The organism is Actinoplanes sp. NPDC000266 (genome assembly GCF_042899005.1).
Taxonomy (GTDB): Bacteria; Actinomycetota; Actinomycetes; order Mycobacteriales; family Micromonosporaceae; genus Actinoplanes.
Map to the genome: position 1 here is coordinate 56,747 of NZ_JBIAZI010000019.1, position 20,981 is coordinate 77,727.

Consider the following 20,981-nt stretch of genomic DNA (forward strand, 5'->3'; position numbering starts at 1 on the left):
TTGCAGATCGACGGGGGATCGCGTGGAACGCAAGGTGGCAATTTCGATCGGGGCCGCGGTGGCGGTGCTGGCCGCGGGCGGTGGCATCGCCGCGCTGACGTGGCCGGACAAGGCGGCGCCGGTGCTCGCCTTCGACGAGCCGGCGGCGACAGCGACGGCGGCGGCCGCGGACGCCGCGGCGGCGAAGGTCGTGGCGACGGCCGAGCCCACGCAGGCCCCGGTGCTGCCCAACGCGCCGGTGCGCACGGCCGTGAACAAGGTGCAGCTCGCGGCCTCCTCGCCGGGGCAGGTCGATCTGCCGCAGCAGGCCACCAAGAAGTTCAGCATGGTCACCGTGAGCTGGGCCGACCCCAAGGCCGCGCCCAAGGGCACGGTCGAGGTGCGCACCCGCAGCTCGGCCACCGGCGCCTGGAGCGGCTGGGAGTCCCTGGAAGTGGCCGAGGCCGCGGCCGACCGGCCGTCCGAGGCGGCCCGCGCGCGCGGGCGCACCGAGCCGCTGTGGGCCGGGCCGTCCGACGGCGTGGCCGCCCGCATCCAGGGCGCGTCCGCGACCGGCCTGCCGGCCGGGTTGCGGCTCAACCTGATCGACCCGGACGCCCCGCAGACCGGCGGCGCCGGCGGCGGCATGCTGGCCGAGCCCTCGGCCACGCCGGCCGCCACCGCCAACCCCGTCGGGGCCAAGGCGGCCATGCCGGCGATGGTCACCCGCGCTCAGTGGGGCGCCGACGAGTCGACCGTGAAGGCGCCGGCCGAGGTCGCCACCGAGGGCGTCAAGATGGTCTGGGTGCACCACAGCGGCTTCGGCAACAACGAGACCTGCGCCAACTCGCCGAAGATCATCCGCAGCATCATGGCCGCCGACATCGCCGAGGGCTTCGACGACATCGGCTACAACTTCATCGTCGACAAGTGCGGCACGCTCTACGAGGGCCGCAAGGGCAGCGCGACCAAGGCCGTCATCGGCGCCCACACGGTCGGCTTCAACACGGCCTCGGCCGGTGTGGCCCTGCTCGGCGACTACACGTCGGTCCGGCCCTACGACAACGCGCTCAACAAGATCTCGCAGCTCGCGGCGGCCCGGCTCACCGCGTACGGCTTCGACCCGGCGACCACGGCCGACATGATCGAGGGCGTGGACGGCCGCATCTGGCCCAAGGGCTCCACGGTGACCTTCCCGCGCGTCTCCGGCCACAAGGACGGCGAGAAGGTGCCCACCAGCACGGCCAGCTCCGGCTATCTGACCGAGTGCCCCGGCGCCATGATGTACCCGCTGCTCGGCTACATCCGCGGCAAGGCCGCGCTGCAGGGCCTGGCGCTCAAGAACGTGGCCGGTACGGTCTCGGCCGGCGTCACGTACGTGAAGAACACCGCCACCGTGAACTGGACCCTGGCCGGCGGCAACGTCAACCGGTTCAACATCCTGCGGGACGGCGCCGTGGTCGCGACCGTGGCCGGCACCGTGCGCACGGCCACCGTGGCCGTCACCCCCGGAACCCACACCATCGCGGTCCGGGCCGTGCACGCCAGCAACATCTACGACACCACCGCGGCCGTGAAGGTCGTCTCCGACGTCGCGCCGCCGACCTTTCCCGGCCCGCCGTCGGTGATGCTGCGCACCGGCACCTACTCGGCGACCTCGGTCCCGGTGTCGGTGGTCTGGCGCTCGGCCGACAACGTCAAGGTGTCCGGGCAGGCCGGCAAGACGACCTCGCCCGGGTCGGCGACGCTGGCCACCACGGCCACGGCCTGGAACACGGCGGTCCGGCCGAACGTCGCGCTGACGTACACGATCACCGCCCGTGACCTCAGCGGCAACAGCCGGGCCGCCGCCGTGACCCGCAAGATCACCCAGGTTCCGGAGACCTCGGCCGGCAGGACCGGCGCCTGGAGCGCCCGGGCCGGCGCGGCCTACCTGGGCGGCAAGGCACTCGCCGCGAGCGCCAAGAACGCGAAGCTGTCGTGGACGTTCAACGGGCGCTCGGCCGCCCTGACCTTCGCCCGCACCAAGCTGACCGGCGTCGTCTACGTCTACGTGGACGGGGCCAAGGTGGCCACGCTCGACACCAAGGCCACCACGACGGCGTACCGCCAGACGATGTACGTCCGCAACATGCCGGCCAAGGTGCACACGATCTCGATCGTGGTCGCCGGCACGGCCGGGCGCCCGCAGGTCATCGCGGACGGTCTCACGTACGCGAACTGATCTTCTCCAGCTCGGCGGCGTCGTCCTCGGAAAGTTCGAGGGCGGCGCCGGCGGCGTTTTCGCGCAGGTGGGCCACGGACGACGTGCCCGGGATGAGCAGGATGTTGGGCGAGCGCCGCAGCAGCCAGGCCAGGGCGACCGACATCGGTGTCGAGCCCAGCCGGGTGGCCACGGCCGACAGAGCGTCCGACTGGAGCGGGCTGAAGCCGCCGAGCGGGAAGAACGGCACGTAGGCGATGCCGTCGGCGGCGAGGGCGTCGATCAGCTCGTCGTCGTGCCGGTGGGCGAGGTTGTACGCGTTCTGCACGCACACGATCGGGGCGATGGACCGCGCCTCGGCGACCTGCCCGGCGGTCGCGTTGCTCACGCCGAGGTGCCGGATCAGGCCCTGCCGCTGGAGCTCGGCGAGCGTGGCGAAGGCCTCGGCGAGGGAGCCGGGCTGAGGGCCCTGTGCGTCGCCGAGCCGCAGGTTGACCAGGTCGAGCGTCTCCAGGCCGAGGCTGTCCAGGTTGTCGTGGACCTGCCGGCGCAGGCTCTCCGGATCGCGCGCTGGCGGCCAGCCGCCCTGGGCGTCGCGGTCGGCGCCGACTTTGGTGACGACGTGCAGCGAAGACGGGTACGGATGCAGCGCCTCCCGGATCAGCCGATTGGTGACCCCGGGGCCGTAGGCGTTGCTGGTGTCGATGTGGGTGATGCCGAGCGACACGGCCTCGCGCAGCACGGCCAGCGCCCCGTCGTGGTCGGCCGGCGGGCCCAACACCCATGGGCCGGCGAGCTGCATGGCGCCGTAGCCGAAGCGGGTGACGGTCAGATCCCCGAGCTGCCAGGTGCCGCCGGGAAGGGAAGTGATTGACATGCCCTCTACTCTGAGCTGGTAACTCTCTATCGGGAAGTAGGCACCTCAGGGTGCGTTGGGCACCGGAGGGTGGGCATGGCGACGACGACGGCGGCGCAGAAGAGGGCCGCGGCCAAGGCCGAGTACAACGCGTACCTGGCCGTGTGCCCGAGCCAGAAGCTGCTCGAGCGGGTCTCCGGCAAGTGGGTGACGCTGATTCTGAGCGCGCTCGGCAGCGGGCCGGACTGCGCCGGGCCGCCGCGGGCGATGCGCTACTCGGAGCTGGCCCGGCTGCTGGCCGGGGTCAGCCAGAAGATGCTCACCCAGACGCTGCGGTCGCTCGAACACGACGGCCTGGTCAGCCGCACCGTGGTTCCCACGGTCCCGGTCACCGTGTCGTACGAGCTGACCGATCTTGGCCTGTCCCTGCACGAGACGATGCGCTCGCTCAAGCGCTGGGCCGAGACCCACATGGACGAGGTGGCGGCTAACCGTGACGCCGCGGCTGGCTCCGGCGCTCCGTAGCCGGCGGGTCGGGCGTGGGTGACGGGGGCAGGGTGAACCAGAACGTGGCGCCGCGGCCGTCCTCGCCCTCGGCCCAGATCTCGCCGCCGTGGCGCTCCACCGCCCGGTGCACGGTGGTCAGGCCGATGCCGGTGCCGGGGAAGTCCTCGGCCTTGTGCAGCCGGGCGAACGGGCGGAACAGCTCGCCCGCCTTGCCGGCCGGGAAGCCGGCCCCGTTGTCCCGGACGTAGAAGCCCTCCGGGGTGCGGCCCACCTCGATGGCCGGGTGCTCGACCTTGCGGGTGAACTTGACCGCGTTGTTGATCAGGTTCTCCAGGATGACCCGGACCAGGCCCTCGTCGGCGTCGGCGGTCATGGCGTCGTGCACGGTGAAGCCGACCGACCGGCCCGGGTCGCGGGCCTCCACCTCTGAAATCACCGACCACGTCGTAGCGGTCATGTCGAACTGCTCCCGGCGCAGGTCGCCGCGGCTGGCCCGGGCCAGGATCAGCAGCGACTCGACCAGGTCGGCCATCCGCAGCGCGGCCGCCTGGATGCGGCCCAGGCGCCGGCGGGCCTCCTCGCTGAGCGGGTCGTCCTCGTCGTCGAGCATGTGCTCGGCGAAACTGCTGATCACCTGGAGCGGGCCGCGCAGGTCGTGCGAGACCGAGCCGGAGAACGCCTCCAGCTCGCGGTTGCGCCACTCCAGCTCCTCGACCAGGGCGGCCCGGGTCTCGGCGAGCTGCCGGGCCGAGCGCTCCTCGGCCGCGTCCAGCTCGCGGCGCATCAGCTCCTCGCGGATGCGGCGGCTCTCGTCGTGCGACTGCTTACGGCGGATCTGTGTACGGACATGGGCCCGCAACGCCTCGGCGCCGGACTCCGTCCGTACGTAGTCGTCGGCACCCGCGGCCAGGCATTCGAGCATGTCCTCGTCGGTGGCGCCGGTCATGACGACCGGCGTCTCGCCGATCACCGGCACCTCCTTGATGCGCCGGCACGCGTCGCGCCCGAGGTCGCCGGACAGCCCCATGCCGAGCACGATGCAGTCGACCGGCTGCTCGGCCAGCAGGTCGAGGGCGTCCTCGGTGCCGGCGACCGGCACCACGTCGTAGCCGTCGGCCCGCAGCGCGTGGGCCAGATCGGACAGCCGCTCCTTGTCCGGGGTCAGCGCCAGCACCTTGCTCGGCCCGTGCAGGCTGCCGGTCACCTCGATCGGCAGCTGCTCGGAGCTCTGCCGCAGCACCGCGTTGAGCTTGGCCGGCACGATCGCCAGGTTCTGCTGCTTGCGGACGAACGCGTCGGCGCCGGCGTCGAGCATCTGCAACTCGGTGGCGTAGTCGTCGGCCGCGGTCATCAGGATGCAGGGGATGTCGCGCAGCGCCGGGTCCAGGCGCACCCGGCGGATCACCGTGGCCCCGTCGATGCCGGGCATCACCCCGTCCACGATGATCGCCTGCGGGCGGCGGTCGGCCGCCGTGCGCAGGCCGTCCTCGCCGCTGGGCGCGGTCAGCACCGCGTAGCCCTCGCCCTCCAGCAGTTCCCGCAGCTGCTCGCGAAAGGTCATGCTGTCGTCGATGACCAGGATCGTCGTGCGGTCGTCGGCCCGGGCCGGCCCGTCGCCCAGCAGCTGCCGGGTGCGGGCGACCACGTAACCGGCGTCGTACGGCTTGCCGACGTATTCGTCCGCGCCGGTCCGCAGCCCGGCCAGCCGGTCGGCCACCTCGTCCTCACTGGACAGCAGCACCGTCACCACGCCGGCCCGGCTCGGCATGCCGCGCAGCTCGGTCAGCAGCTCCAGGCCGTCGGCGTCGGGCAGCATCACGTCGAGCACGGCCACGTCGAACTCGGCGGCGACGAACGCGGCCCGGGCCTCGGCCCCGGTGGCGCACAGGATGGTGGCGAACCCGTCCGCGTTGAACGCGTCGTGCAGGTCCATCCGCACGGTGAGGCTGTCGTCGACGATCAGCACCTGCCGGGTCATCGCCGGCCCCCGGTGGGTTGCAGCTCCGCGAGGCGGGCCGCTATCCGCGCCGGTGACATGACGTAGGCGGCCGCGCCGAGCAGGGCCGCCTCGCGCGGCATGCCGTACACCACGCAGCTCGCCTCGTCCTGGGCGAAGGTGGTCGCGCCCCGTGAGCGCATCCGCAGCAGGCCTTCGGCGCCGTCGCGGCCCATCCCGGTCAGCAGGCAACCGGCCGCCGCCGCGCCGAACTCGGCCGCCACCGACTCGAACAGCACGTCCACCGAGGGCCGGCACGAGTGCCGGGGCGGGGCGTCGCTGAGCCGCAGCAGGCCGTCGCGCACGAACAGGTGCCGGTCGGGCGGGGCGAGCACGACCCGGCCGGTGACCGCGCCGATCGGCGTGCCGTCCCGGGCGTACGCCACGTCGCGGCCGGTCTGCCCGGCCAGCCAGTCGGAGAACGCCACCGCGAACGGCTCGCTGGCCGCGATGTGCTGCACACAGAGCACCGGCGGCCGGAAGCCCACCGGCAGCGCCCGCAGCAGCTCGGTGAGCGCGCCCGGACCGCCGGTGGAGGCGCCCAGGGCCACCGCGCGGAAGGTCTCGGCGATCGGCGCGGCCGGGGCCGGGACGGGCGCGGCCTCGCGGTGCGGGACGCTCCTGGGACGGCCGTCGAGGCGGGCCCGGGGATGGGTGATCACGCGGATGCGCGAGACCAGCCGCACCGACTGGCACAGCCGCCGGCCCCAGTCGGCGTCGCTGTCGTCGCCCCGCGGCTTCTCCATCACGTCGACCGCGCCCGCCGCCAGCGCGTTGTAGGTGCTGAACATCTCCTGCCGGTCGGCCGACGAGACGACCAGGATCGGCGTCGGATGCTCGGCCATGATGTGCTCGGTGGCGACCAGGCCGCTCATCGTCGGCAGCATCATGTCCATGGTCACCACGTCCGGCCGCAGCCGGGCGACCATGGCGACCGCGTCGCCGCCGTCGGTCGCCTCGCCGACGACCTGGAGCTCCGGGTCGGCGGCGAGCGACTCGCGCAGGTGGTGGCGCATGGTCGCGGAATCCTCGACGAGCAGGACACGGATCATCGCAGGATCAGCCTCCGGATGTGCGAGAGGAGCTCTTCCTGGTTGAACTCGCCCTTGACCACGTACGCGGACGCGCCCACCTCGGCGCCGCGGCGGCGGTCCTCGGCGGTGGCCCGCGAGCTGACCAGGATCGCCGGCACGTGGGACAGCGCGGGATCGGCCCGCGTCTCGGCCACGAAGGCGAAGCCGTCGATGCCGGGCATGTCGATGTCGGACAGGATCAGCCCGTAGCCGCGGGAGCGGGCCTTCTCCAGTCCCTCCTCGCCGGAGGCGGCCAGGTCGACCTCGTAACCGGCCGACTCGAGGATGCTGCGCTCGAGCATGCGGGTGGTCAGCGAGTCGTCGACGACCAGGATCGGCATCGTCCGGCCACCGGTGTCGCCGGAGGGGCCGCCGGTCGTGGGGCTGACCTGGCGGGCCTCGGCGACCAGCCCGTGCGGGTCGAGCACGAGGCGGGGGTTGCCGTCGAGGTCGATCGAGACGCTGCCGATCACCGGGGCGGCCGGGGCCAGGTCGGGCAGCGGGCGGGCCACCAGCGTGGTGGTGCCGGCGAGCCGGTCGACCCCGATCGCCGCCGTCTCACCGTCGGCGCTGAGCACGATGGCCACCCCGGTGCCGGTCAGCTCGGCGTCCTGGTGCAGGGCCCGGCACAACGGCAGGAACGGCACGACCCGGCCCTCGTGGGCGAGCCGGCCCGTGTCCATGGCGGCGGTGATCTCCTCGGCCGACATCCGCACGCACCGGCGGACCGCGTCCAGCGGCATGGTGACGGTGTGCTCGCCCGCCTCGACCAGCAGGCCGTTCATGCTGAGCAGGGTCAGCGGCACGACCAGCAGCACGGTGGCGCCGAGCCCGGGACGGTTGTCGATCGAGACGCTGCCGCCGAGCTGGTCGGCCACGTCGCGGGCCACGTCCATGCCGATGCCGCGCCCGGCCACGTCGGTGACCGCGGGCGAGGTGCTGATACCGCCGTGCAGCACCAGGTCGATCAGCGTGCGCGGGTCCGGATCGGCGCCGGGGGAGAGCAGCCCCCGTTCCAGGGCGGTGCGGCGCAGCGCGTCCAGGTCGAAGCCGCGGCCGTCGTCGGAGCAGCGGAACTCGGCCCAGCGGCCACGCCGCTCGACGTGCACGGTGACCGTGCCCTCGGCCGGCTTGCCGGCGGCCAGGCGCTGCTCCTCGCGCTCGATGCCGTGCACCACGGCGTTGCGCACGACGTGCAGGAAGGCGCCGCTGACCTGGTTGAGAAGCTGCGGGCCCATCCGCACCTCGGCGCCGGTGGCGTGGAAGCGGACCCGCTTGCCGTCGGCGTCGGCGGCGTCGCGCACGGCCCGGCGCAGGGCGGTGAAGATGGTGCCGGCCGGCACCAGGCGCAGGCCCTCGGCCCGGCCGCGTACCTCGTCGAGCTCGCGTTCGACCTGGTCGACGGCGTCGATCAGGCGGCGCCCGAGGGCGCCCAGGTCGCCCGCGAGGCGCTGCACGCTGCTGCGGGTGACGGCGTCGCCGCCGCCGATCCGGCCGGTCCGCAGGCGGTCGCCGAGCGTCTCCACCCGGCGGTGGATGGTGGCCAGGGTGCGGCTGCCCTCGCGCAGCGGGGCGATCCGGGAGCTGGCCTCGCCGATGGCGTCGAGCAGCTCGTCGAGGTCGGCGGTGACCGCGCGCTCGGGCGCGGCGCCGCCCTCGGCGGTGGCCGCGCGATCCGGTGGGACGCCGGCGCCGGAGGGTCCGCCCTCGGTGGCGGCACGGTCCGGCGAGGAGGGTGCCGCGGGATCCGGTCCCGGTGCCGCGGGATCCGGTCCTGGTGCCGGGGGCGCGGGATCGGCACGAGGCGCCGCGGTCGGTGCCGCGGGCGTCTGTGGCGCGGCGTCGCCGCGTACATCCGGAGGGTTTGACAGCGCGGCCACCCTCCCGGCGATCTCGTCGTTGAGGCGCAGGAGCTCGCGCATCTCGTCGGCCGGCAGGGAACCGGCGTCCTCGCGGTGCGGGACCAGCACTTCCTCGAACGCGTGGGCCTGTTCCGCGATCTCCGGCTGCTTGACCACCCGGGCCGCGCCCTTGAGGGTGTGCGCGTACCGCAGCAGCCGGGCCACCACCTCGGGGCCGGGCTGCTGGTCCAGGTCGAGGACGCCCGTGCTGATCTGTTCGACCAGCTCGGCGGCCTCGATCCGGAAGTAGCGCAGCGGATCGCGGTCGGCCATCAGTGGCGTCCGGTGCCGACCAGGTCGAGCAGCTCGCTGGAGAGCGTGGCCAGGTGGGTGGCGGTCTGCCGGGTCTGCACGGCGCTGGCCTCGGTCTCGCGGGTGATCCGCGCGGTGTCCGAGGCGGCCACGTTGACCTGCTCGACCGCGGTGGTCTGCTGCTTGGTGGACAGCTCGATCTCGCGGGTGGCGTCGCTGGTGGTGGAGACCAGGCCCACGATGCGGCGGAACGAGCTGGTGGCGTCGTCGAACTGCCGGGAGCCGGAGTCGACCGCCTTGGCGCCGATCTCGGTTGCCATGACGGTCGTGTTCACCGCGCCGCGAACGTCGTCGATCAGGGCGCGGATCTCCTTGGCGCTGGCCGCGGTGCGGTCGGCCAGCTTGCGGATCTCCTCGGCCACCACCGAGAACCGGCGTCCCCACTCGCCGGCCCCGCTGGCCTCGATGGTCGCGTTGATGGCCAGGATGTTGGTCTGCTCGGCCAGCTCCGCCACGAGGTCGACGACGCCGCCGATCTGCTGCGACTTCTCGCCCAGGGCCAGCATGTGCTGCACGATCTGGTCGACCTGGGTGCGAATGGCGGTGATCGAGGCCCGGGTCTGGTCGATCGTGGCGTCGCCGTTGCGCGCGGCCTCGGCCGTCTCCTCGGCGACCTTGGAGACGCGCTGGGCGCTCTCGGCGATCTGCCGCGAGGTGATGAGCAGCTCGCTGATGGTCGTGGTGATCTCGCTCATCGCGCTGGCCTGGTCCCGGCCGCCCGCGGCCTGCTGGGCGGCCGCCGCCTCGAGCTGGGCCGACGAGCTCTGAATGTGCCCGACGGCCGCGCCGACCTCGCGCTTGAGGTCGCGGCTGAGCTTCCACGCGACGCCGGCCGCGCCGCCGATGAGCAGCAGGCCGATCAGGATGATGAAGATCATCGCCCACATGGCCCGCTCCGACGAGTCGTCGCTCTTGGCGTTGACCGTGGTCTGCACCTGCGCGATCAGATCGGAGATCGTCTTCTGCACGGACTGCCGGGCCGCCTTGACCGCCTCGTTGCCGCTGAACTGGGCCACGCTGGTCAGGCTGGTGATCTTCGCGCGCTGCGCGATCAGCCCCGAGACCAGACCGGCGTGGATGGCCTCGGCGTCGGCCACCTTCTGCAGCATCTGCTTCGACGTCTGGTTCTCGATGGTGCCGCGCAACGACTCGAGCTGGGCCAGGAACTTGGACCGGTCGGTGTTCGTGGCGTTCAGATATTCGTCGGTGCCGGACAGCATGTAGCCGCGATAGTCGGCGATCCGCGACTCCATCAGCGCGCTCAGCGCCTCGGCGCCGACCAGGTTCACCCGCGCCGAGTCGATCACCGCGTTCTTGGTGTGCAGCACATAACGCAGCGCCGCCACCGACGTCACGGTCATCAGCAGGGTCAGGAACAGCGTCAGGCCGAAACCGGCCGCCAGCTTGGTGCCGAAGGTGCGTCCCGCCATCATCGTGCGGCCTCCTGGTCGGTGTGGTGTCCGGTCAGCGCGTGCACGGTGGCGCGCGTCGCGGGGACGTCGATGATCGGCCGTACGCCCCCGGGCAGGCCGGCCATGCCGCGGACGCTCCCGGCGGCCGCGTTGTCACCCGCCTCCCGCACGATGTCGGTGTTCGCGGCCCGCACGTGCCCGTCGAGGTCGTGGAAGGCCAGGCCGAGCGGCGGGTCGCCGCCGGCCAGCACGAGCCAGCGCGGCCGCTCGGCCACCGGGTGGCCGAGCAGTGCGGCGAGGTCGTAGACGGGCACCACCTGACCGGCGAAGCCGGCCAGGCCGAGCAGGGCCGGCTGCGGGCCCGGCAGCGGGGTGACCGGCCGGTCGGGGTGCAGGCCCGAGGTCTGCGAGAGGCGGATGGCGTACGGGCGGCCGCCGGCCCGGATCGTCAGCAGCTCGACGTGCTCGTCGTCGTGGCGGCGGACCGGGTCGATGAACGAGCGGTCGAAATCCTCCCGCAGCTCGGCCAGGCGGCTGGCGACCGTGCTCATCGGCGAGCCCCGCACGCGTCCAGTTCGGAGCGGCACTGCACGGTCAGCGCCAGCCGTCCGAAGCCACCGCCGAACAGAGTGATCCGCTCCTCCTTCTCCTGGGTCAGCAGGTCGAGGGCGCGTTCGAGCTCGCCGGCGGCGGTCCGCTCGTCACCGTGGCGCCGGGCCAGCTGCCCCAGCCGCATCCGGGGCAGGGCGAAGCCGGGATCGAGATAGGCGGCCAGGCGGTACTGGCTGATCGCCTCGGCCACCGCCGATCCACCTTCGAGGCACAGGCCGAGGAGCTGGTGGGCGTCGGGATCGAGCCCGTTCTCCTCGATCAGGCGGCGGGCCAGGGTGATCGCCTCGCCCAGGCGGCCGGACTGTGCCAGCAGGATGCCGTGCAGCAGGGTGCCGCGTTGGCCGTCGATCACGTCGAGGGCTTCCGCGAAGCGTTCCTCGCGGAGAAGGGCCAGGGCTTGGTTGTACGAGGTGTCGGTGCCGGTCTTCACGGGTTCGCTGGGTTTGGCGGCGACCGGGGCCGGCGCCGGCTCGGGCGCGAGCTTGTCGGCCTTGCAGTAGTAGAACGCCTGATGGCTCTGGCGCAGATCGAGGCCGTCGGCCCGGCTGCCGAGCGAATCGGTGTGGCCCAGGAACAGGAAGCCGCCCGGGGCGAGGGCGGTGGTCATCCGCTCCACCAGCGACGACACGACATCCGGGGTCAGGTACATCAGCAGATTGCGGCAGAAGATCACGTCGTACCGCCCGGCGGTCCACAACTCCGGGTCGGGCTCGGCGACGTTGTGCCGCTTGAACCGCACGAGCCGCCGGGCCTCGTCGGCGACCCGGTAGCCGCCCTCCTCCTGCTGGAACCATCTGCGCCGTACGTCGTCGGGCGTCTCCCGCAGCGACCAGGCCGAATAGCGGGCGGCCTCGGCCCGGCTCAGCACCGCCGGGTTGGCGTCGATGCCGGTCACATCGATGATCCAGTCGACGGCCGGCTGCACCATCCGCCCGGTGATGGCCAGCGAGTAGGCCTCCTCACCGGAGGAACAGGCCACCGAGAGCATCCGCAGCACGCGCTGCCCCTGCCGTGCCGCCACCCGCTCCGGCAGCGCTTCGTCGCGCAGCGCCCGGAACTGTTCGCCGTGCCGGAAGAAGTACGTCTCGGTGATGCTGAGCCGCTCGACCAGGACGGTGAGCTCCTCGGGCCAGGGCCGGGCGGCGAGGCGGTCGAGGTACGCCACGGCGCTCATCCCGCGCGCGCCGGACCGCTCCCGCAACGTCCCGGTGAGGTGCCCGGCGTCGTTGTCGGCGAAGGTCCAGCCGAGCCGGCGGGCCAGCAGCTCCCGGAAGCGGATGAGCTCCGCCGCCCCGATCATGTCGCCACGCCCGCGGCGGCCGCGGCTTCCCAGACCTCGTCGGGCACGGCCCGCATGCTCTGCAGGAGCAGAAGGGGCTCGGCCCCGAGCGTGCCGACACCGGCGACGAGCCGGCTGTTGCCCCCGCCGAGCAGGGCCGGGTGCCCGCCGGAGGGCTCGGCCTCGACGTTGCGAACGCCCAGAACGGCCCCGGTGCCGAAGGCGACGGCGCCCCGGTCGGTGCTGACGGCGATGTACCGTTCGGCCTCGGCCGACCCACCACCCAGCAGCCGCGACACGTCGATCACGGGGGTGGGCACGCCGCGCAGCACGCTGATACCCCGCACGAAGGCCGGCGTCCCGGCGAGGGGCCGGGTCTCGAGGGGCCGCATGGTCTCGATGACTTCGTCCAGCCGCAGCGCGCAGAGCAGGGGCCCGGCCCGGAAGACGAGGGCCGGGACTCCGGCGCCCTCCTCCTCGGAGAGCACCGGCGCTTGTCCGTACTGCCGCATTCCGTCAGATTAGTAGTGATTCATCCGTCATTTCCGAGATTTCCTCGGGTCGGCGCCGCCCAGCGCGGAATCGACACGACCACGCGGTCCGGGCCGGCCGGGCCTCAGTCCCGGGCGTGATGACCGCGGAACCACTCGGTGGCGTCCTCGGGGCCGGACTGCCGGGGCTCCTCCGAGGCGCCCCAGCCCGCGGGAAGGGCGGGTTTGGCCTCCGCGTCCCCGCTGAGCGGATCGGCGCGGCGGCCCGCCACGGGGAAGCCGAGATCGTCGGGCTGGGGAGGGGCCGGCGCGTGGCCGGTGGCCGGGAGGCTGGGTGTCGTCGTGTGGCCGGTTGTCGGCTGGCCTGGTGTTGTCGCGTGGCCGGTTGTCGGCTGGCCTGGTGTTGTCGCGTGGCCGGTTGCCGGCTGGCCCGGTGTCATGGGCTGGGTCGGGGCTGTGGTGGGGCTGGGCGGCGGGGTGGCGTCGTCGGTGCGGGGGATCGGTGGCCAGTTGGCCGGTAGGCGGCTCATCGCGGCGGCGGCCGTCTGGCGGCGCTTGGCGTCGCCCAGGTTGGCCATCGCGGACGCCGTTCCGCTGACCCGGGAGGCCCTGGTCTGGACGGGAGCCGGCGCGGCGAGCGTGGGGCCGGCGGGGGCGGTGGGGCTTGCGGGGTTGGCGATGGTGCCGAGGGGCGGGTGGTCGGACCCGGTGGCTGACGGCCCCGAAGGCCAGAGGCGCGGGCGGCGTTTCGCGGCCAGGTCCTCGACCCAGCCGAAGGCCAGCACGGCCATGATGGTCAGCAGGAAGGCCGCCAGCAGGTCGCCGGCGTGGCCCATGCTGTCGCCCAGGTCGTCCAGGGCCAGGAAGGTCAGCACCGGCCACACCGCGGCGATCGCGATGTTGTGCCACAGGTAAATGGTCACGGCCCGGTTGTTGATCAGGGTGACCGTGCGGTCCAGCGGGCGCACCTTCGACAGCCAGGTCATCGAGGGCTGCCAGCGCAGCGCGATCAGCACGAACGCCAGGGACCAGAGCGCCTGCGATTCCGAGATGTCGTTCAGGTCGTACGTGCCCTCGTCGCGCATGAAGTAGTAGGCGCCGGCCGCCAGCACCAGCGCGACCGGGCCCGCGATCCACGGCTTGAGCCGGGCCAGCCGGCCGTCGTGGTGGGCGAAGCCGGCCATCCAGCAGGCGCCGTAGGTGACGAAGTCCCACAGGGCCGCGTCGGCCGTTTCGGGCAGCGTGAAACCCGTGACGTCCAGCGCCGCCATGATCAGCAGGGGCAGCGCGACCGCGGCCCAGCCCGCCTTGCGGTAGAGAAAGTAGAGGATCGGCGAGAGCAGCACGAACCAGAGGTAGGCGCGGATGTACCAGAGCGGTTCCCACGCGTCCAGGGCCTGGTCGCTGCCGGGCGGGTCGCCGATCGGGAACAGCCAGAAGAGCAGGCTCGGCACGCTGAACGGGTGCTCGCCGTCGCTCTCGGCGGCCCAGCCGGTCACCAGCATGACCGGGACGGCGATCAGGCCCAGCAGCCACAGCGGGGGGAGCAGGCGCCGCAGGCGGGAGGTGATCACCTTGGTTCCCGGGCGCTTGTCCAGGGAGGCGGCGGTCAGCGAGCCGGCCAGCGCGAACATCACGCCCATGGCGGGGAGCAGGACGGAGAGCCAGGGCCAGCCGTACAGGTGGTAGACGATCACCCGGACGATGGCGGCGGCGCGAAGCAGATCCAGGTATCGGTTACGCACCGCGAAGACCTTGCCAGTCCGGCCACTGTGGCGGGACCGTCCGGCCGGTTGCCAAGACGACCTCGCAGGCTTACCCCGTACGAATGAACTGTCCGAATTGTCTGTGCGGTTGTGCGACACCCGTGCTGCCCTCCAACGAGGTGTTTCCCCTGCTGGCGCCGCGGGTCGAAGGCATCCTGGCCGATCGGTGCGGCGATACGGCCGTACGGTCGATCAGTGACCGTGGCCGGGTCGTGACGTTGATCCCCGGCGAGCGGCGCACCGGAGAAGGCCGGGCGCCCGGGAATCGATGGGGTTAACGGGGCATGCGGAAACCTGTAGTGGTCGTCTGCGCGGCGGCGTCGGCACTGTTGCTCGCGGGCGGTGTCGCGGCAACCACCGCGGATGCCGGCGAGAGGCCGGACACGCAGGGGTGGGGTGGGTTCGCCTTCCCCGGGTGGCCGTTCTTCGGGGCGGATCACTCCGATGACAGCCGGTATTCAGATGTGGACGAGGGGCCGGACGACTACCGGAACTCCGACGACCGCCCGAACGTAGGTGACGACGACAACTCGATCGACGATTACGACAATTCGGGCGACGAGCCCGGCTTCGCGGTCCAGCAGCCGGACGCTCAGCAGCCGGACGCTCAGCAGCAGGCCGCTCGACGGCAGGCCCAGCAGCAGGCGGCCCAGCAGCAGGCGGCCCAGCAGCAGGCGGCCCAGCAGGCCGCGCAGCGGCAGCAGGCTCAGCGCGCGGCCGCTCAGCGGGCCGCGGCCCAGCGCGAGCAGCGCCAGCGGCAGTGGCAGCAGGGGCAGGGTCAGCGGCAGCAGCAGGGTCAATGGCAGCAGGGCCAGCGGCAGCAGGCGCAGCGTCCGGCCGCCCAGCGCGGCGCGACCGCGTTCGACGCCGCCCGGCGCAACGTCACGGCGGCTGACATCTCGGGCAGCCCCGCGGCGCCCGTACAGCAAAGGGTCTTGATCCTGGTCAATCAGAACCGGCGCAAGGGTGGCTGCGGACCTCTGGAGCTGGACCGGCGTCTCATCGAGGCGGCCAACCGGCACGCGGCCGACATGGCCCGGCGTGACTACTTCGAGCACGACTCGCCGAACGGCGACAGCGCCGGTGACCGGGTGAGCCGCACCGGTTACGACTGGAAGCGTTACGGCGAGAACATCGCGCGGGGCGCGGACAGCGCGTGGGAGGTCGTCGACGGCTGGATGAACAGCCGTGTGCACCGGGAGAACATCCTCGACTGCGGCCTGCACGAGATGGGCATCGGCCTCGCCCTCGACCGCGATCGGACCACGTACTGGGTGCAGGACTTCGCTACTCCGCGAAAATAGTCCTTTTTGCACACCTAACTGAATACCGGTTTTGTGCCACGGCGCTTCCCCGGGATCTATGTGTCGCACGTCTGTGCTTCGATATGCGAACACATTTCCTGGGGAGGAACCACATTGGGAGTGAGACGGGTGGCCGCCCGCCTCACCGGGACTGCTATCGCGGTCCTGGTCGGCGGGGGTCTCGGCGCCGTGGCGCTGTCACCGGCCGGAGCAGGCGCCGTCGTGAGCAAGCCTGTGGCCGCGGTCGTTGTGACCAAGGCCGCAGCCGCCGGCTGCGCGACGGGTAAGTACCAGAAGTCGGTCGAGATCCTGCTCAACAAGCTCGGCGGCTTCGGCAAGATGTCGGTCGACGGCAAGCAGTCCGCGACCGACTGCGCCAACATCAAGAAGTTCCAGAAGAGGTACGGCATCCAGCCGGCTCAGGGTCTCGCCGGCCCGACCACCTACGACGTGGTCATGCGCCTGGCGGGCACCAAGATCGCCGACTGCAAGGCCGCCAAGACCGGGGTCACGTTCTGCGTCAACCTGACCAGGCAGACCGCGTGGGTGATGAAGAACGGCAAGCGCATCACGCCGTTCACCGTCGTCCGCACCGGAATGAAGGGCTACCGCACGCCGGCCGGCACCTTCAAGATCAACAAGCGGACCATCAAGGAGTGGTCGGACCCGTACGAGGTCTGGCTCCCCTACTGGCAGCGCTTCAAGGGTGGTATGGGTTTCCACCAGACCACCACGTACATCCACGACAAGTGGCGCGGCTCGCACGGCTGCGTCAACCTGTTGCCGGTCGACGCCAAGGCGTACTACAGCGTCGGCAAGATCGGGATGACGGTCAAGACCTTCGGCCGCCGCCCCGGCACCTGATGTCGCCCGGGGGCGGGTCGCGCTACGCGGCCCGCCTCCGCGCGTGGGTGGTGAGCACCTCGTTGGCCCCGAAGTGGCGCTCGACGCCGCCGGCCGTGACCAGCCAGAGGCCGTCGCGGCTCAGCGTGTACCGCACGTCGGTGAACCGGCTCACCGTGTCATCGTGATGAACGACGGTCAGCTCGTCGGCGCTAATCATTTCCACCCCTTGTTCTTCGGTCGGCGGTGCCTCGTTCTTTACGGATCCGGCGGCCCGGACGGTTCATTTCCCGCCGCGGCATAGAGTGGCGAGCGTGACCCGCTCACGACCCCTGGTGATCGCCGCGGCGATGATCTTCCTGGTCAGTTCCACGGCCGCCTCGTGCGGCGACGACGAAAGCGGGGTCGGTCTCGGCGAGGCGACCCGGGGCACGGTGGCCGAGATCGTCGAGGCGCCCGGCTCCGTCACGGCCCGTGCCGCCGCCACGATCAGCGCTCCCGCCTCCGGCACCCTCGCCGAGCTGCGCGTCGAGCCCGGTCAGCGGGTCACCAAGGACCAGGTGGTCGCGGTGATCGACTCGCCCGAGCTGGAGGCCCGCCGCCGCTCCGCGGAACGGGCCCTCGATCAAAGTTCCGGCGGTTCGGTCGCGGTGGGTGATTCCTCGGCCTTCCTTGCGGTACGTCACCAGACGGACGCCGACGCCGAAAAGGCGTACAAGCAAGCGTGGGCCGCGGCCGCTCAGATCACCGATCCCGCCCTCCGGCAGACGCTGTTGCAGCAGGTCGACACCGCCCGCCGGCAGTACAACCTGGCCTCGGCCGCGGCGGCGGCCGCCCTCCGCTCGGTCCAGCAGGGCGTGGCGTCGCTCGGTGAGGCGGTCAGCTCCCTCTCGTCGGCCCAGCGGCTGCAGGCCCAGCAGGCATACGATCTGGCCGACGCCGCGGTCGAAGCGCTCACGGTGCGGGCCCCGGTGGCCGGAGTGGTGCAGCTGGGCGGCGTGGCCAGTGGCGGGAGCTCCCTCACCGATCTTCTGTCGTCTCCGGCCGGCTCCGCGTCATCGGGTGGGGCGCTCCCCGGCGTCGACGAGGCCGTGCCGCGGGGCGCTTTCGTGGCGGCCGGCACGCCCCTGATCACCGTGGTCGACGTGAGCCGCCTGGGCCTGACCGCCGAGGTCGACGAGACGGACGTCCTGCTGGTCAAGGCGGGCACCACCGCGGCTGTGGAGCTGGACGCCGCTCCGGGCGCCTCCTACGAGGCGAAGGTCCGCTCGATCGACCTTTTGCCGACAACGTCGGCCCGCGGTGGCGTCTCGTACAAGGTCCGGCTCGACCTGACCGGCGGGACGGACGCCCCGGACCCGCGCCCCGGGATGAGCGCGGTCGTCCGCCTCCAGGTCCGCGAGGCCGACGACGCGGTGACCGTCCCCGCCTCGGCCGTGATCAGCGTCGACGGCAAGGACACCGTCTGGGCCGTGAAGGGCGACCGCTACGAGCGGGTCCCGGTCACCCTGGGCGTCCAGGGCGAGGACGTGGTCCAGGTCACCGGCGGGCTGGACGCCGGACAGCGGATCGCCGTCTCCGGCGCCGACGAGATCCAGCCCGGCGACAAGGCCCCGTGACCGCCCCCGCCTCCGCCGGCGGCGCCCCGGCGGCGATCGTGGCCGAGAACGTCAGCCGGACCTACGAGCTGGACGGGGTCTCGGTGCCGGCGCTGCGCGGGGTGTCGTTGATCGTGTCGGCCACCGACTACGTGGCGATCGTGGGGACGTCGGGTTCGGGCAAGTCGACGCTGATGCACCTGCTCGGCGGGCTCGACCGGCCCAGCGGCGGGACGCTGCTGATCGGCGGGCGTGACGTGGCGACGCTGAGCCCGGCCGAGATGGCCCGGCTGCGCAACGAGACGATCGGGTTCGTCTTCCAGTCGTTCCACCTGCTGGCCCGGACCACGGCCCGGGACAACGTGGCCCTGCCGCTGGTCTATCGCGGGGTGGGGCGGCGGGAACGCCGGTCCCGGGCGGCGGAGATGCTGGAACGGGTGGGCCTGGGACACCGGCTCGACCACCGGCCCAACCAGATGTCCGGCGGCGAGCAGCAGCGGGTGGCGATCGCCCGGGCCCTGGTCACCGGCCCGTCCGTCCTGCTGGCCGACGAGCCCACCGGCAACCTCGACTCCACCACCGGCCAGTCGGTGCTGGCCCTGCTCGAGTCCCTCAACGCCGACGGCGTGGCCGTCGTCCTGGTCACCCACGACAGGGACGTCGCCGCCCGGGCCCACCGCCAGATCGTGATGAGGGACGGCCTGATCGTGGCCGGGACGGCGGCCGCATGAGGCTGGCCGAGGCCTGGCGGGTGGCCATCGACGCGCTGCGGGCCAACCGCCTGCGCAGCGTGCTGACCATGCTCGGGGTGGTCATCGGGGTGGCGGCCGTGGTCGCCCTCGTGGCCATCGGCACCGGCACCAAGCGGCAGATCGAGCAGCAGGTCGAAGGGCTCGGCAGCAATCTGCTGCTCGTCGTGCCGGGGCGGCTGGAGGCGGGGGCGGCGCCCACCGCCTCGACGCTGACCATGGACGACGTGGACGCGGTGACCCGGGTGGTGGGCGACCGGGACCGGGTGGCGGTGACCATCAGCTCGGGGGAGACCGTGCGGGCCGGGTCGCAGTCGGCCTTCGCCAGCATGCAGGGGGTGCTGGAGACCACGCCGACCGTCTTCGTGCGCAAGCTCGACCGGGGGAGCTACCTGACGCGTACGGACGTGACGACCGGGCGGCGGGTGGCCGTGCTGGGTGCGGGGGTGGCGTCGTCGCTGTTCGGCGACCGCGATCCGATCGGGCGGCAGGTCACCATCGGCGGGGTGCGGTTCCGGGTGATCGGGACGTTCGAACGGCTCGGGCAGAGCCTCGGCGTCGACCGGGACAGCGAGGTGCACGTGCCGGTCACGGCGGCGCAGCGGCTGCTGGGCACCGACCGGATCGACGGGCTGGCCATCCGGGCGCCGGACCGGGAGCGGATCGGTGCGCTCGGGACGGCGGTCGTGGCGGCGCTCAGCGACCGGCATCCGGAGACGGACTTCAGCGCGGTCACCCAGGAGCAGATCCTCGGGGTGCTCGGCGACATCCTGGGCGTGCTCACCGGCGTGCTGGCCGCGATCGCCGGGATCAGCCTTCTCGTGGGCGGGGTCGGTGTCTCCAACATCATGCTGGTGTCGGTGCGGGAGCGGACCAAGGAGATCGGGCTGCGCAAGGCGGTCGGCGCCCGGCCGCGTGACATCGGCGTGCAGTTCCTGTTGGAGGCCGTGCTTCTGACGACGCTCGGAGGCGTACTCGGAATGGCCTTGGGAATTTCCGCCGCCCTGGTCGTGGACCGGCTGTCGCCGGTGCCGGCGGCGATCACCTGGTGGTCGCTGGCGCTGGCCTTCGGGGTGTCGGCGGCGGTCGGCATCATCTTCGGCGTGGTGCCGGCGCAGCGGGCGGGCCGGCTCGACCCCGTTGTCGCGTTGCGCACAGAGTGACCGGGCGGCCGCTTTTCTGTCGGAGGTGTCGGGAAAGCTGAGGCCCATGAGACGGGAACCACCGGCGCCGCTGCTGGTCATCACGGCGATCGCCTCGGTGCAGGTGGGCAGCTCGATCGCGCACGGGCTCTTCGACGACCTGGGCGCGAACGGGGTGACGTTCCTGCGGCTGGCCCTGGCCGCGGTGATCTTCGCCCTGGTGACCCGGCCCCGGATCCGGTCGTGGAGCCGGTCGGCCTGGATGGCGGCCGCGCTGCTCGGCGTGGTCATGGCCGGCATGAACCTGATCTTCTACCAGGCGATCCGCACGGTGCCGCTGGGCATCGCGGTCACGGTCGAGTTCCTCGGGCCGCTGCTGCTCGCCCTCGTGCAGACCCGGCGGCTGCTCGACCTGCTGTGGGCCCTGATGGCGGCCGGTGGTGTGCTGCTGCTCGGCCTGGACAGCGGCGGCTCGGCCCCGGTCACCGGGCTGCTCCTGGCCTTCCTGGCCGGGCTGTTCTGGGCCGGATACATCGTGGGCAGCGCCCGCCTGGGCGGGCTCGTGCCCGGCGCCGGCGGGCTCACGGTGTCGTTGTCGGTCGCGGCGCTGATCGCCCTGCCGTTCGGCGGCGAGGGCGCGGCGGCGGTGATCGACCACCCGTCGCTGCTGATCGCCGCGACCGCGGTGGCGCTGCTCTCGTCCGTACTCTCCTATGGCCTGGAGATCCACGCCCTCCGCAAGATCCCGACGCAGGTCTTCGGGATCCTGATGAGCCTCGAGCCGGCCGCGGCGGCCGTGGCCGGGCTGATCATTCTCGGTCAGCGGCTGGGTGGCGCCGAGATCGTAGCGTTGGTGTTGGTGACACTGGCCAGCGCCGGGGTGACGCTGGCCGGGCGGGAGAAGGCTCAGGAACAGGTGGTCCTCGCCGAAAAGTCAGGGGACACGAGGAGGACGTGA

18 protein-coding genes are annotated in these 20,981 nt (G+C 72.5%); 8 read left to right on the plus strand and 10 right to left on the minus strand.

All coding sequences use genetic code 11. The features are described from left to right. Nucleotides 1-22: 22 nt before the first annotated feature. Nucleotides 23-2,203 (plus strand): N-acetylmuramoyl-L-alanine amidase, encoded by a 2,181-nt coding sequence (locus tag ACFY36_RS48105; RefSeq protein ID WP_499752632.1) that lies wholly within the window; start codon nucleotides 23-25, stop codon nucleotides 2,201-2,203. Here the strand turns inward: ACFY36_RS48105 and ACFY36_RS48110 are convergent. Then, a complete protein-coding gene (locus ACFY36_RS48110) occupies nucleotides 2,187-3,059 on the minus strand; it encodes an aldo/keto reductase family oxidoreductase (RefSeq protein WP_499752633.1) in 873 nt (290 codons plus the stop codon). The two genes, ACFY36_RS48105 and ACFY36_RS48110, sit on opposite strands and share 17 nt — an antisense overlap. A 75-nt stretch (nucleotides 3,060-3,134) precedes the next feature. On the opposite strand from ACFY36_RS48110, the gene ACFY36_RS48115 reads away from it, so the two are divergent. Next, nucleotides 3,135-3,563, plus strand: a complete 429-nt coding sequence (locus ACFY36_RS48115; RefSeq protein WP_499752634.1) for a winged helix-turn-helix transcriptional regulator — start codon at nucleotides 3,135-3,137, stop codon at nucleotides 3,561-3,563. Here the strand turns inward: ACFY36_RS48115 and ACFY36_RS48120 are convergent. The 8 genes from ACFY36_RS48120 to ACFY36_RS48155 form a co-directional block, all read right to left on the minus strand. Beyond that, entirely contained in the window at nucleotides 3,526-5,523 is a 1,998-nt protein-coding gene (locus ACFY36_RS48120) for a response regulator (protein ID WP_499752635.1), read from the minus strand. The two genes, ACFY36_RS48115 and ACFY36_RS48120, sit on opposite strands and share 38 nt — an antisense overlap. Next, on the minus strand, nucleotides 5,520-6,593 hold the full coding sequence (cheB, locus tag ACFY36_RS48125) for a chemotaxis-specific protein-glutamate methyltransferase CheB (RefSeq protein WP_499752636.1): 1,074 nt from the start codon (nucleotides 6,591-6,593) through the stop codon (nucleotides 5,520-5,522). Before cheB ends, ACFY36_RS48120 begins: the two co-directional genes overlap by 4 nt. Continuing rightward, nucleotides 6,590-8,788, minus strand: coding sequence for a hybrid sensor histidine kinase/response regulator (locus ACFY36_RS48130; RefSeq protein WP_499752637.1), 2,199 nt, complete (start codon nucleotides 8,786-8,788; stop codon nucleotides 6,590-6,592). The genes cheB and ACFY36_RS48130 overlap by 4 nt, the downstream gene beginning before the upstream one ends. Further along, nucleotides 8,788-10,260 (minus strand): methyl-accepting chemotaxis protein, encoded by a 1,473-nt coding sequence (locus ACFY36_RS48135; RefSeq protein WP_499752638.1) that lies wholly within the window; start codon nucleotides 10,258-10,260, stop codon nucleotides 8,788-8,790. The genes ACFY36_RS48130 and ACFY36_RS48135 overlap by 1 nt, the downstream gene beginning before the upstream one ends. Further along, on the minus strand, nucleotides 10,257-10,790 hold the full coding sequence (locus ACFY36_RS48140) for a chemotaxis protein CheW (protein WP_499752639.1): 534 nt from the start codon (nucleotides 10,788-10,790) through the stop codon (nucleotides 10,257-10,259). Before ACFY36_RS48140 ends, ACFY36_RS48135 begins: the two co-directional genes overlap by 4 nt. Next, nucleotides 10,787-12,151: a CheR family methyltransferase gene (locus ACFY36_RS48145; RefSeq protein ID WP_499752640.1), complete on the minus strand. Its 1,365-nt coding sequence runs from the start codon at nucleotides 12,149-12,151 to the stop codon at nucleotides 10,787-10,789. The genes ACFY36_RS48140 and ACFY36_RS48145 overlap by 4 nt, the downstream gene beginning before the upstream one ends. Then, nucleotides 12,148-12,642 (minus strand): chemotaxis protein CheW, encoded by a 495-nt coding sequence (locus ACFY36_RS48150; RefSeq protein ID WP_499752641.1) that lies wholly within the window; start codon nucleotides 12,640-12,642, stop codon nucleotides 12,148-12,150. Before ACFY36_RS48150 ends, ACFY36_RS48145 begins: the two co-directional genes overlap by 4 nt. 104 nt (nucleotides 12,643-12,746) lie before the next feature. Next, nucleotides 12,747-14,366 carry an acyltransferase family protein gene (locus ACFY36_RS48155; protein WP_499752642.1) on the minus strand — a complete coding sequence of 540 codons (1,620 nt, stop codon included), beginning with the start codon at nucleotides 14,364-14,366 and terminating at the stop codon, nucleotides 12,747-12,749. Nucleotides 14,367-14,671: 305 nt separating this feature from the next. Here ACFY36_RS48155 and ACFY36_RS48160 point away from each other — a divergent pair, with 305 nt between their 5' ends. Both ACFY36_RS48160 and ACFY36_RS48165 read left to right on the plus strand, forming a co-directional pair. After that, nucleotides 14,672-15,691 carry a CAP domain-containing protein gene (locus ACFY36_RS48160; protein WP_499752643.1) on the plus strand — a complete coding sequence of 340 codons (1,020 nt, stop codon included), beginning with the start codon at nucleotides 14,672-14,674 and terminating at the stop codon, nucleotides 15,689-15,691. 120 nt (nucleotides 15,692-15,811) lie between these two features. Beyond that, nucleotides 15,812-16,555: a L,D-transpeptidase family protein gene (locus tag ACFY36_RS48165; RefSeq protein ID WP_499752644.1), complete on the plus strand. Its 744-nt coding sequence runs from the start codon at nucleotides 15,812-15,814 to the stop codon at nucleotides 16,553-16,555. A gap of 22 nt (nucleotides 16,556-16,577) precedes the next feature. On the opposite strand, the gene ACFY36_RS48170 is transcribed toward ACFY36_RS48165, so the two are convergent. Then, nucleotides 16,578-16,754, minus strand: a complete 177-nt coding sequence (locus ACFY36_RS48170) for a hypothetical protein (RefSeq protein ID WP_499752645.1) — start codon at nucleotides 16,752-16,754, stop codon at nucleotides 16,578-16,580. A gap of 94 nt (nucleotides 16,755-16,848) precedes the next feature. Between ACFY36_RS48170 and ACFY36_RS48175 the strand changes: the two genes are divergently transcribed. The 4 genes from ACFY36_RS48175 to ACFY36_RS48190 are packed head-to-tail and all read left to right on the plus strand — an operon-like array spanning nucleotide 16,849 to nucleotide 20,981. Continuing rightward, a complete protein-coding gene (locus tag ACFY36_RS48175; protein WP_499752646.1) occupies nucleotides 16,849-18,153 on the plus strand; it encodes an efflux RND transporter periplasmic adaptor subunit in 1,305 nt (434 codons plus the stop codon). Beyond that, nucleotides 18,150-18,863: an ABC transporter ATP-binding protein gene (locus ACFY36_RS48180; RefSeq protein ID WP_499752647.1), complete on the plus strand. Its 714-nt coding sequence runs from the start codon at nucleotides 18,150-18,152 to the stop codon at nucleotides 18,861-18,863. The genes ACFY36_RS48175 and ACFY36_RS48180 overlap by 4 nt, the downstream gene beginning before the upstream one ends. Continuing rightward, the gene (locus ACFY36_RS48185; protein ID WP_499752648.1) at nucleotides 18,860-20,044 is read left to right on the plus strand and encodes an ABC transporter permease; all 1,185 of its coding nucleotides are present in this window, start codon (nucleotides 18,860-18,862) and stop codon (nucleotides 20,042-20,044) included. Before ACFY36_RS48180 ends, ACFY36_RS48185 begins: the two co-directional genes overlap by 4 nt. A 46-nt stretch (nucleotides 20,045-20,090) precedes the next feature. Then, a complete protein-coding gene (locus ACFY36_RS48190; RefSeq protein WP_499752649.1) occupies nucleotides 20,091-20,981 on the plus strand; it encodes an EamA family transporter in 891 nt (296 codons plus the stop codon).